The 11,551-nt window shown below is 71.2% G+C and carries 11 protein-coding genes; 5 read left to right on the top strand and 6 right to left on the bottom strand.

The features are described 5' to 3' along the window. Positions 1-180 precede the first annotated feature (180 nt). The 4 genes from PROKR_RS23200 to PROKR_RS23215 form a co-directional block, all read right to left on the bottom strand. On the bottom strand, positions 181-489 hold the full coding sequence (locus PROKR_RS23200; RefSeq protein WP_036968252.1) for a hypothetical protein: 309 nt from the start codon (positions 487-489) through the stop codon (positions 181-183). A 168-nt stretch (positions 490-657) separates the two neighbouring features. After that, the gene (locus tag PROKR_RS23205; RefSeq protein WP_245605942.1) at positions 658-1,323 is read right to left on the bottom strand and encodes a response regulator; all 666 of its coding nucleotides are present in this window, start codon (positions 1,321-1,323) and stop codon (positions 658-660) included. Further along, positions 1,320-2,495 (bottom strand): sensor histidine kinase, encoded by a 1,176-nt coding sequence (locus PROKR_RS23210; protein WP_036968080.1) that lies wholly within the window; start codon positions 2,493-2,495, stop codon positions 1,320-1,322. The genes PROKR_RS23205 and PROKR_RS23210 overlap by 4 nt, the downstream gene beginning before the upstream one ends. Then, the gene (locus PROKR_RS23215) at positions 2,492-3,361 is read right to left on the bottom strand and encodes a CPBP family intramembrane glutamic endopeptidase (RefSeq protein ID WP_036968083.1); all 870 of its coding nucleotides are present in this window, start codon (positions 3,359-3,361) and stop codon (positions 2,492-2,494) included. Before PROKR_RS23215 ends, PROKR_RS23210 begins: the two co-directional genes overlap by 4 nt. Before the next feature lie 130 nt (positions 3,362-3,491). Here PROKR_RS23215 and PROKR_RS23220 point away from each other — a divergent pair, with 130 nt between their 5' ends. Continuing rightward, on the top strand, positions 3,492-4,082 hold the full coding sequence (locus tag PROKR_RS23220; protein ID WP_036968086.1) for a uracil-DNA glycosylase family protein: 591 nt from the start codon (positions 3,492-3,494) through the stop codon (positions 4,080-4,082). A gap of 30 nt (positions 4,083-4,112) precedes the next feature. Here PROKR_RS23220 and PROKR_RS23225 read toward each other — a convergent pair whose 3' ends face one another. Both PROKR_RS23225 and PROKR_RS23230 read right to left on the bottom strand, forming a co-directional pair. Beyond that, positions 4,113-4,733, bottom strand: coding sequence for a VOC family protein (locus PROKR_RS23225; protein WP_036968089.1), 621 nt, complete (start codon positions 4,731-4,733; stop codon positions 4,113-4,115). 92 nt (positions 4,734-4,825) lie between these two features. Then, entirely contained in the window at positions 4,826-5,440 is a 615-nt protein-coding gene (locus PROKR_RS23230) for a TMEM175 family protein (protein ID WP_051433272.1), read from the bottom strand. Positions 5,441-5,611: 171 nt separating this feature from the next. On the opposite strand from PROKR_RS23230, the gene PROKR_RS23235 reads away from it, so the two are divergent. The 4 genes from PROKR_RS23235 (at position 5,612) to PROKR_RS23250 (ending at position 11,336) form a co-directional block, all read left to right on the top strand. Further along, positions 5,612-6,886, top strand: coding sequence for an ABC transporter substrate-binding protein (locus tag PROKR_RS23235; RefSeq protein ID WP_036968092.1), 1,275 nt, complete (start codon positions 5,612-5,614; stop codon positions 6,884-6,886). After that, a complete protein-coding gene (locus PROKR_RS23240; protein ID WP_245605943.1) occupies positions 6,883-7,836 on the top strand; it encodes a carbohydrate ABC transporter permease in 954 nt (317 codons plus the stop codon). Before PROKR_RS23235 ends, PROKR_RS23240 begins: the two co-directional genes overlap by 4 nt. 89 nt (positions 7,837-7,925) lie before the next feature. Further along, positions 7,926-8,747 (top strand): carbohydrate ABC transporter permease, encoded by an 822-nt coding sequence (locus PROKR_RS23245; RefSeq protein ID WP_036968096.1) that lies wholly within the window; start codon positions 7,926-7,928, stop codon positions 8,745-8,747. 63 nt (positions 8,748-8,810) lie between these two features. After that, positions 8,811-11,336, top strand: coding sequence for a glycoside hydrolase family 31 protein (locus PROKR_RS23250; RefSeq protein ID WP_051433274.1), 2,526 nt, complete (start codon positions 8,811-8,813; stop codon positions 11,334-11,336). The last annotated feature ends 215 nt before the right edge of the window (positions 11,337-11,551 follow it).

Genomic DNA, 11,551 nt, shown 5'->3' on the forward strand with positions numbered 1-11,551 from the left:
CCTGCGTCTGACGGCTGGACCTGGCGGCTGGGCTTGACGGCTGGGCTTGACGGCTGGACCTGGCGGGTGGGCTCACCTTCGAGGCCTAAGTTTCTTCGCTTTCCGGCGTCGGAAAGCGAAGAAACTTAGGCCTCGAAGGGGGTGGCGGACGGCGACAGGACGCCGGACCGCGCGTCGGCGTCAGCCCTCGAAGTCGACGTTGCCGCGGCAGGCGACGCCGGGGCTGGGCACGGCGTCCTTGAGGCCGTGGCTCACGAACTTGCCGTAGCTCTGAACCCTGCCGCCCGTCACGAAGTCGTCGTTGAACTCCGGCGGCTGGTTCTCCTGGGCGTCGGGCAGGTCCCTGCCGGAGAACGCGCAGGCCGAGCTGGCCTGGTGCGCACCCGGGACCGGGTCGCCGTTGCCGTTGGTCTCGCCCGCCATGGCAGACATGGCGCCGCCGAGGGTCAGCCCTGCTGTCACGACGCACGTCAGGATGACACGCCTCATGTTCACCACCTCCTCGTGGTGAAGGGCGTCCGGGTAGGTCGGTCGGACCCGGTCCGCCCTCCGGACCTTCAACGTACGTCCGCACGCATGGACCTGGCGGGCCGAGGCGCGGAGATCACCCGGTGCTCGAAGGCGCCGCTCGGCACTCCGCGCGCAGCCCGTCGCGTGTCAGGTCACCAGCCCCGTGCGGTAGGCGTGCACCACCGCCTGCACCCGGTCGCGCAGGCCCAGCTTGGCCAGGATGCGCGACACGTAGGTCTTGACGGTCTCCTGGCTGATCACGAGGGTCGCGGCGATCTCGCCGTTGGACCGGCCGTCCGCGATGAGCCGCAGCACCTCCAGCTCGCGCGGTGTCAGGGCGGTGTCGGCGACCGGGGCCTCGGCGGGCCGGATGCGCGCCGCGTACCGGCCGACGAGCTGTCGCGTCACCTCGGGCGCCAGCAGCGCCGCGCCGCTCGCGACCGTGCGGATGCCCTGGAGGAGCTGTCCGGCGGGGGCGTCCTTGAGCAGGAACCCGCTGGCCCCGGCGCGCAGCGCCTCGTACACGTACTCGTCCAGGTTGAACGTGGTCACCACCAGCACCTTGACCGGCCGCTCGACCCCGGCGCCGGCCAGCAGGCGGGTCGCCTCGATCCCGTCGAGCACCGGCATGCGGACGTCCATCACCACGAGGTCCGGCTCCAGCCGCCGCGCCAGGTCGACGGCGGCGCGCCCGTCCGCGCACTCGCCCACCACCTCCAGGTCGGGCTGGGCGTCGATGATCGTCGCGAAGCCCGTGCGGATCAGCGCCTGGTCGTCGCACACCAGCACCCGGATCGGCACCTCGCCGCTCACGTCCGGTCCGCCACGGTCGAGTACGCGCGGGGGACCCGCGCCCGCACGACGAAGCCGGCGTCGTCCAGGCGCTCCGTGCCGAACTCGCCGCCCAGGGTGACCACCCGCTCGCGGAGGCCCGCCAACCCGCGCCCGCTCCCGCCAGGCACGGCCGTCCCGGAACTCCCACCCGTACCCGCCGTACTGATCTCCACGACGATCTCCCGTTCCGTGTGCCGCACGTCGACCGCCGTCGGGGCGCCGTGCGCGTGCTTGAGCGCGTTGGTCAGGGCCTCCTGCACCACGCGGTACACGGTCAGCCCGGCGCTGTCCGCCGAGCGGGCCGGCTCGCCGTCCTCCACCAGCTCCACCGGCTGCCCGGCCCGCCGCGTCTGCTCCACCAGGTCGCGCACCTCGCCCGCCGACGGCGTCCGCGCGGCGCCGTCGTGCCCCGGATCGAGCAGGTCGAGCAGGTGCCGCAGGTCGGCGATGGCGTGCCGGCCCGTGTCCGTGACGGCGTCCAGGGTCCGCCCCATGCGCTCGGGTGCCGCGGTCAGGTACTTCGCCGCCTCGGTCTGCACCACCATCGCCGTGACGTGGTGGGTCACGACGTCGTGCAGCTCGCGGGCGATCCGGGTGCGTTCCGCCACCAGCGTGTCCTGCGCGACCCGGCGCCGGCGCTCCGCCTCGGCCGCCCGGGTGGAGCGCAGCCAGACGCCGACGCCCCATGCCAGCGCCATCGCCAGGTAGAACGTGACGAGCTCGTCCACACGCTCGGCCCCGGTCAGCCGGTCGAGCACGACAGCGAGCGCCACGTAGGCCACGGTCAGGACGGCGGGGACCACGCGGCGTCGTCGGCCGAGGTGGGCGCCGGTGCTCACGAGGGCGACGCCCAGGGCGTTGCCCGCGAACGAGTGGTAGCCAGTGACCTGGGCGGCGGCGAAGCCGGCCGCGACCAGGAGCATGCAGACCGCCGGAAATCGCCGTCGGACCGCGAGGGGAAGGCACTGCAGGGCGATGACGAGAACCGCCCACCCGTCCAGGGGACGGGCGGGCAGCTCGCCGACCTGGGTGCCGTACTCGCGCAGGAACGGGAGAAATGCGAGGCCGGCGAACCCGAGGGCGAGCGGCAGGTCCCGGACGGTGACGTCGAGCCGGCGCCACCGGTCCAGGGCCCTGCGCAGGTCGGTCACGCGGGGAGCCTAGCGGCCTTGTCAGCAGCGGCGGCAGTGGCGGCTGCTGCGGCGTGGGCGGCCCGGGCGGCGCGGCTCAGCGGCACGATGCGGCCGCGACGGTGGGCGATCACCAGGAAGATCGCGGCCGTGATCACGCAGAACACCACGGAGTAGAGGCTGCCTTCGGGGCCGAAGGCCCCGCCGGTGACCAGCACGTGGCCGGACGTCGTGGCGTCAAGCAGGCCCTGCGGGGTGTCGTTCCCGGAGACCTCGGTGCTGAAGACGGCGCTGCCGGCGACGTTCCAGCCGAGGTGCAGGCCGATCGGCACCCAGAGCTTGCGGGTGGCGACGTAGGCGGCGGTCAGCATGCCGCCGGCCTCGAGCGCGATGGCGACGGCGCCCCACAGGGTGGCGTTCGGGTTGAGCAAGTGCGCCAGGCCGAACAGGAGGCCGGTGAGCGTCAGCGCGATCCAGGTGCCGGTCCAGCCCTCGACGATCCGGAACAGGACGCCGCGCCACATGAGCTCCTCGGTCACGGCTGCCGCGGCCATGAAGCCGAGCAGCCCCAGCGCGCCCATGGGGGAGCCCAGGCCGTGCACGGTGTAGCTGCCGAGGAAGGCGAGGTTCACGATGACCAGGCCGAACAGCCCGAGCCCGAGCAGCGTGCCCCAGGTCAGCGCGGGTGCTGCACCCTTGAGCTCCACCTCGATGACGGGTCGGCGCTCGGTCAGCCGCACGACCCACGTATAGACGACGACGCCGACCACCGCGGCGGCGAGGCCGACCGCGAGGGTCAGCCAGGGGCTGTCCTGGACCGCCATGAGGCCCTGGCCGCCGAGGAACGAGACCGCCACAACCGCGATGAGCTGCCACACGAGACGCACGATGACTCCTTCGGGAGAGGCCGCGGCCGGGCGCCGCGTGCCACCCCGAACGCTATGAATTCCCACGTCAGCAGTCGTCACCGCGGGGTGGACACTCGCGGGTAGCTCGCACGGGGGACAGACTGGGCCGGTGACCGGCAACCTCGACCTGATCAGAGCGGAGATCATTGCCGACCCCGCCAACGCCTGGGCCGCCGAGCTCGGCTGGGAGCCGCTCTACTCGGTGTCGGAGGGAGCCCGGATCGTCCTGGTGGGGCAGGCCCCCGGCCGCAAGGCCCAGGAGAGCCGCAAACCGTGGAACGACGCCAGCGGCGTGAAGCTGCGCACCTGGCTCGGCGTGACCGACGAGCAGTTCTACGACCCGGACCTGTTCGCCATCCTGCCCATGGACTTCTACTACCCGGGCAAGGGCGCGTCAGGCGACCTGCCGCCGCGCAAGGGATTCGCGGAGCGGTGGCACACGCGGATCCTCGCCGAGCTGCCGCACCGCAGTCTCACGGTCCTGGTGGGCAGCTACGCCCAGAAGTACTACCTGGGCGGCCGGGCCAAGAAGAGCCTGACGGAGACCGTGCGGGCGTACCAGGAATACCTGCCGGAAACCGTGCCGCTGGTACATCCGTCGCCGCTGAACTTTCGCTGGCAGGCCAAGAACCCGTGGTTCGAGGCGGACGTCGTGCCCGCGCTGCGGGCGGCCGTGGCCGGGGCGCTCGCGGACACGTGACCGGGAGCGCCCACCACGACCGGCCCACCACTACGAGTTCACCCGCACCGACTCCCATGCGAACCCGTCCGGGTCCGTGAACTCGCCGACGTCGCCGCCGACCGTGAGCCGGTGCGAGCCCGTGCCCTCCGGCGGCACCCCGGCGTCCTTGGCCAGGGCGGCGCGCTTGTAGAGGCCGAAGCCGATGGGGCTGGAGCCCATCTTGAAGTCGACGTACGAGCCGAAGCTCTTGCCGACCGTCAGGCCGTGGCCCACGTAGAACTTCTTGCTCGCGGACACGTCGTCGGCGCCGACCAGGAGGACGATCTTGTCGAACCGCCGCTCGGCGGGCCGCGTGTCCTTCTTGGCGGAGGTGGCGACCTTCCAGATGGTGCCGTCGGGCGCCTGGACCACGCCGCCGTGGCCCCACATGGACTTGGCCAGGGGCTTGAGAACGGTCGCACCGGCGGAGACGGCGGCGTCGAACAGGGCGTGGACGTCGCCCGGCTGGTCGGCGACCAGCGAGATGTGGAACCCGCGGAAGCCGGAGGACGGCGTCTCGCCGGCGGTCAGGCGGAGGCGGTCCTCGCCCAGGCCGAAGGCGGCGTCGTAGAAGGAACGTGCGGTGCTGGGGTCGGCCACCTCGAGGGTGACGGAGTCGATGTTTGCCATGCCCACAACGTTAGGGAGCGGGGTGCGGGCAGCGCTTCTCGATTCCTGACCGCCTTATCCGAGGTGTTCTACGAGGTGTTCTACGAGGTGTTCTACCGGCCGACGACGCCGGCCCGCAGCAGGACCGCCCGCAGCGGCGTCACCAGCGCCATGACGAACAGCCAGAGGTACGACGGCACCAGCAGGCCGAGCAGCAGCGCGAGCGTGAAGAGCAGCGCGAGGGACAGCGGCATCGCCGCGATCGACGCCGCCACGGGCAGCCCGGCGGCGGTCCGGGTGCGGCGCTCGACGACGGCGATCGTGAACAGCAGCCAGGCGCTCACCGCGAGCGTGCCGATATAGGACGCCACGACCCCCCGGTCGGTGTCCAGACCGCCCGTCAGCGCCGTGACCACGGGCATCACCGTGATGGTGAACAGCCACGCGAGCTGCAGGTTGGTCCGCCGTCGGCCCGCCGGGGTGTCCGCGTGCAGGATGCCGTGGTGCAGGCGCCAGAACATCGCGATGATCACGAAGCTCAGCGCGAAGGCGACCAGCTGCCAGGAGTGCTCCCGGACGTACTCGACCACGGTCCGCTGGTCGGCGACCGCCTCCGAGACGCTCTCCATGAGCGGCAGGATCAGCAGCGTCATCGAGATCGCGATCGCGGCGTCGAGGAACGCGATGAGGCGCTCGCTGGTGCGCTCGGGCGGCTGTGCGGTGTTCATCCGGGACCTCCGTGCGTGATCCTGCCACGCGACGTCCGGCCGGGCGCCTGGAGAGGGTCGGACGTTTGACGGGATTGTTTACAGCGCTGTAAATTCCGACGGTCGCCGCGAGCAACGGAGTTCGAGCATGGGAGATGCAGCGTGAGTCCAGGTTCTGGTCGTTCCGCCCCGGTGAGCCGGAGGTCTTTCCTGGCCGGCTCCGCCGCGCTGGTCGCGCTGGGCGTGGCCGGTTGCGCGCCGTCGTCGGCCACGTCGTCGTCGGGCGGCGGTGGGGGTGTCACCCTGCGCTTCTACGAGCAGAAGCAGGAGGTCATCGCCTACTTCGACGAGCTGCTCCGCCGGTTCGAGAAGGAACGGCCGGGCATCACCGTGGTGCACGACAGCACCGTGGCCATCGCCCCGCAGTTCGTGCGCAACGAGCCCGCCGACGTCGGCTGCTTCAACGACAACCTGGAGCTGGCCCGCTACATCAAGCGCGGCGTGCTCGGGGACCTGTCCGACCTGCCGTCGGCGCAGACGGTCCGCACGGACATCGGCGAGCTGACCGACCAGTACGCGACCTACCCCGGCCGCACCAGCGTGCTGCCGTACTCGCTCGCCGCCGCCGGCGTCATCTACAACAAGAAGATCTTCGCGGAGCACGAGCTGCCCGTCCCGGAGACCTGGTCGCAGTTCGTCGACATCTGCGACGAGCTCGTCGCCGCCGGTATCACGCCGATCTACGCGACCGACCGCGACACCTGGACGCTCTGGCAGGGTCTCTTCGACTACTCGGTGGGCAGCCTCGTGGCGCCGGGCGAGTTCTTCCGCCGGCTCAAGGAGCTCGGGACCGACGTCGGGCCGGACTCGGAGGTCTCCTTCGAGAAGGACTTCGCCGTGCCGATGGAGCGCGCCAAGACCATCTCGTCGTACTTCAACAAGGACCACGCCGTGCGGGCCTACGCCGACGGCAACCTCGCGTTCGGCAAGGGCGAGGCGGCCATGTACCTCCAGGGTCCCTGGGCGCTCAGCCAGATCGCGCTGGTCGACCCCGACCTGGAGATCGGCACGTTCCCACTGCCCGTCTCCGAGAACCCCGAGGACCGGCAGGCGCGGGTCAACATCGACCTGGGCCTGTGGATCCCGACGGCGTCGACCCACCAGGACGAGGCGCGCGAGCTGGTCGAGTTCCTGATGCGGCCCGACGTCCTCAACGCCTACAACGCCGACAACCTCGCGTACTCGACGCTCAAGGACGCGCCGCCGCAGCAGGATGAGCGGCTCGCCGGGCTCCAGGACTACGTGGACCGCGCCGCCTTCTACCAGGGCGCCGGGACGTTCGTGCCGACGTCGATCCCGCTCGGCAACTACCTGCAGTCCGCGATCCGCAGCGGCAACTTCCAGGGCATGCTCCGCCAGCTCGACGCCGACTGGCGCCGGCTCGCCGGACGGGAGGCCACGGTATGACTGACACAACGATGTACCAGAGCACGACGGCGGCGGGGCGCACGTCGTCGGCCGGCCGCACGGGCGGGCGCTCGGCCCGGCGCGCGAACGGTCGGCGCGTGGAACCGCTTTACTACGTGTTCCTGGTCCCGACGCTGCTGATCTTCACGGCGTTCGTGATCGTCCCGGCGCTGATCGGCATCTTCTACAGCCTCACCGACTACGTGGGGTTCGGTGACTGGTCGTTCCTGGGCCTGCGCAACTACGCCGCGCTGTTCAGCGACCCGCGCATCCTCGAGTCGTACGGGTTCACGCTCGGGTTCGCGCTGGTCACCGTGGTCGTCGCCCAGACGATCGCGCTCGCCCTGGCCGTGGCCCTGACCCGGCGCATCCGGTTCGCGACCACACTGCGCACGGTGTTCGTCATCCCGATGGTGGTCTCCGGGATCGTCGTGGCGTACGTGTTCAACTTCCTGTTCTCCAACTCGCTGCCCGCCATCGCGACGGCGGTCGGGTTCGGGCCGCTGGAGGAGAGCATCCTCGGCAACCCCGACCTGGCCTGGCTGTCCATCGTGATCGTGTCCGCGTGGCAGACCATCCCGGGCGCGCTCCTGGTCTACACGGCCGGGCTGACGTCCATCCCGAACGACCTGTACGAGGCGAGCGCCCTGGACGGCGCCACGCCCTGGCGGCAGTTCCGCTCGATCACCGTGCCGCTCATCGCGGGCTTCATCCTGATCAACACGATCCTCGGTGTGAAGGGCTACCTCGGCGTGTACGACGTCATCGTCGGCCTGACCGGCGGCGGGCCCGGAACGGCCACGAGCAGCGTCGCCATGACGATCTTCGGCGGCTTCACCGGCGGCGACTACGCCTACCAGATGGCAAACGCCACGGTGTTCCTCGTCGTCACCGCGCTCATCTCCGTCGCCCAGATCGTCGCCACCCGTGGAAGGGCGGTCCAGCTGTGACCACCGTCGAAACCTCTCGCGCTGACGGCCCCCGCGCGGCCGGCCCGCGCCCGTCCGCCCGATCCGCACGCCCCACCAAGGTGGGCCGGGTGCACCGCACCAACTGGCCGCTCACGATCGTGCTCGGCCTCGCGACGCTCACCGTCTTCGTGCCGCTGTACGTCACGCTGTCCATGGCGTTCAAGACCAGCGGGCAGTCCGCGGACGGGAACGCGTTCTCCCTGCCCGCGCCGTTCAACCCCGCGAGCTTCGCCGAGGCCTGGTCGCTCACGCGGTTCCCGGTCTCGTTCGGCATCTCGCTGGCGGTGGCGGCGATCGCCGTGCTGCTCACGCTGCTCCTCAGCTCGCTCGCGGCTTACGCGATCGCCCGGAACTGGTCGCACCGGTTCTTCCGCTGGTCGATGATCTACCTGCTCGCGGCGCTGTTCCTGCCGTTCCCCGTCGTCGCGCTGCCGCAGATCCAGCTCACGGCGCTGACCGGTCTGGACAACCCGCTCGGCGTGGGGATCCTCCACGCGATGTTCCAGCTCTCGTTCAGCGTGCTGCTCTACACCGCCTACCTGCGCTCCATCCCGATCGAGCTGGAGGAGAGCGCGCGGATCGACGGCGCGAGCACGTGGCAGATCTTCTGGCGGATCATCTTGCCCCTGCTCGGGCCCATGAACGCCACGGTCGGCATCTTCGCGTTCCTGGCGTCCTGGAACGACTTCATGATGCCGTCGCTCATCATGTCCGACCCCACGTTGCAGACCCTGCCCGTGGTGCAGAACATCTTCCAGAGCCAGTTCGGCACCAACTACAACGTCGCCTTCGCGTCGTACCTCATGGCGATGGCGCCGACGATCGTCGTCTACCTGTTCGCGCAGCGCTGGGTGATCAGCGGCGTGACGCAGGGCGCTGTCAAGCACTGAGTCGTTCCCAAGCACTGAGCCAGCCCCGCCGACTGGCACGCACCGCAAGCACCGAGGAGTTCCATGTCAGAGATCGTCGACAGCCTGTCCGTCGTCCGGCCGCTGCCGGAGGCCGCGCCCCGGGCACGGTCCGAGCAGCAGGTGCACGGCGCGGGCTGGCGCATCACCGTGCTGAGCGACGGCGTCTTCCGGGTCGAGCGCTCGGCAGACGGCGGGTTCGAGGACCGCGCCTCGACATTCGCGATCCGGCGCGACCTGCCGCAGGCCGAGTTCGCCGTCGAGCGGGTGGGCGACGGCGTCGTGGTCACCACGGCACGCGCCCGCCTGCGGTACGACGGCGGCGAGTTCTCGGCGAGCGGGCTCGTGGTCGAGATCCTCGGCAGCGACTCCGGGCGCTGGCGGTACGGCGAGCCCACCCGCGACCTGGGCGGCACCGCGCGCACCCTGGACGACGTCGACGGCCGGGCCGACCTCGAACCCGGCGTCGTGTCCCGCGACGGCATCGGCGTGGTCGACGACTCGACGTCGTTCCTGTTCGAGGACGACGGCTGGGTGGGCTCGCGCGTGCCCGGCCGCAGCGACCTGTACGTGTTCGCGTTCGGCCATGACTACACCGACGCCGTCGGCGACCTCTACCGGGTCTCCGGGCGTCCGATGCGGCTGCCCCGCTGGGCGCTCGGCAACTGGTGGAGCCGCTACCACCCGTACAGCGACGAGTCGTATCTGGCGCTCATGGACCGGTTCGACGAGGAACGCATCCCGTTCTCCGTCGCGGTGATCGACATGGACTGGCACCGGGTCGACTCGGTGCCGAAGCGGTTCGGCAGCAGCTGGACGGGCTACTCCTGGGAGCCCACGCTCTTCCCGGACCCCGCCGCGTTCCTCGGCGCGCTGCACGAGCGCGGGCTGCGCACCACGCTGAACCTGCACCCGGCCGACGGCGTCCGCGCCTTCGAGGACGCGTACCCCGCCATGGCACGCGCCCTGGGCGTGGACCCGGACACCGAGCAGCCCATCGGTTTCGACCCGACCGACCCGGCGTTCCTCCAGGCGTACTTCCGGGAGCTGCACCACCCGCTCGAGGAGCAGGGCGTCGACTTCTGGTGGATCGACTGGCAGCAGGGCCGTACCTCCGGGATGCCGGGCGTGGACCCGCTCTGGGTGCTCAACCACTTCCACCACCTCGACGCCGCCCGCGACGGCAAGCCGGGCATGACGTTCTCCCGGTACGCGGGCCCCGGCAGCCACCGGTACGCCGTCGGGTTCTCCGGCGACGCCGTGGTCTCGTGGGAGTCGCTCGACTTCCAGCCCGAGTTCACCGCCACCGCCGCCAACATCGGCTACGGCTGGTGGAGCCACGACATCGGCGGGCACACCCGCGGCGTGCGCGACGACGAGCTCGCCACCCGGTGGGTGCAGTTCGGCGTCTTCTCGCCGATCATGCGGCTGCACTCGGCGAACAACCCGTTCATCCGCAAGGAGCCGTGGGTCTTCCCGCCCGAGCACCGCGCCGCGATGGACGACGCGCTGCGGTTCCGGCACCGGATGGTGCCCTACCTGCACACGATGAACCACCGCGCTGCCGAGGGCGTGCCGCTCGTGCGGCCGATGTACCACCTGGAGCCGCGGCGGCAGGAGGCGTACGAGGTGCCCAACCAGTACGCGTTCGGCAGCGAGCTGCTGGTCGCGCCCGTCACGACGCCCCGCGACGTCGCCTCGCAGCGGGGTCGCGTCAAGGTGTGGCTGCCCGAGGGGCTCTGGACCGACATCTTTACCGACGCCGTCTACCAGGGCGGACGCACGGTCGAGATGCACCGGACGCTCGGGTCGGTGCCGGCGCTGCTGCGGGCCGGCGGGATCCTGCCGCTCGATGGCGGTGTGGAGCTGGACGCGACGCGTAATCCCGAGGCGCTGGAGGTGCTGGTGGCGCCGGGGGCGTCGGGGGAGTTCGTGCTGGCGGAGGACGTCGAGGGTGGTGTCCAGGCTGGTGCTGGTGCTGGTGCTGGTGCTGGTGCTGGTGCTGGTGCTGTGGCTGCTGGCGGGAGCGGTGCTGGGACTGACGGCTTCGCTGGGACTGACGGCTTCGCGGGGACTGACAGCTTCGCGGGGGCGGGCGGCGTCGGTGGCGGCCCGGCCGCGCGGACCGCGCTGACGTGGGACCGCGAGCGCGGCGAGTTCCGGATCGAGCCCGTGCGCGGCGACGCGTCGGCGCTGCCCGCGCAGCGGCAGTGGACCATCACGTTCCTCGCGGCCCGGCCCGAGGGCTCGGTGACGGTGAACGGAACGGTCGTCCCGGTGGATGGCGTCGACGGGCGGTGGAGCGTTACCGCCTCCTCCGCGCCCACGGCCGAGGTCGTCGTGCGGGTCGAGGGCGGCCCGCTGCGCATCGGCACGGACCGGACCGAGGCGGCTCGCGTGATCCTGGAGTCCGCGCAGTCGGCGAACCCGGAGAAGCTCGCGGCCTGGGACATCGTCAGCAGCCCGCGCGGCGCGGCCGAGAAGATCGCGGAGCTCTCCGCCGTCGACCTGCCGGCCCAGGTTCGCGCTGCCCTGGTCGAGCAGCTGGCGGCAGTAACCCCGGAGGCGTGACCCGCGCCTTGACCTTGTGTGCATGGCCTTGTGCGCCTGGCCTCGAGCGGCTGGCGCGGCGGCCTGGCGCTCGTGCCGCACACCAAATTCGGCACATCTCCCGAGTGCTCGGCACTTGGCATCGAGATCGGCTCAGCCCTGGACCGATCTCGATGCCAACTGCCGACCGCCAACTGCCGACCGCCAACTGCCGACCGCCGACCGCCGACCGCCGA

It is taken from the genome of Promicromonospora kroppenstedtii DSM 19349 (assembly GCF_000515355.1).
GTDB classification, from domain to species: domain Bacteria; phylum Actinomycetota; class Actinomycetes; order Actinomycetales; family Cellulomonadaceae; genus Promicromonospora; species Promicromonospora kroppenstedtii.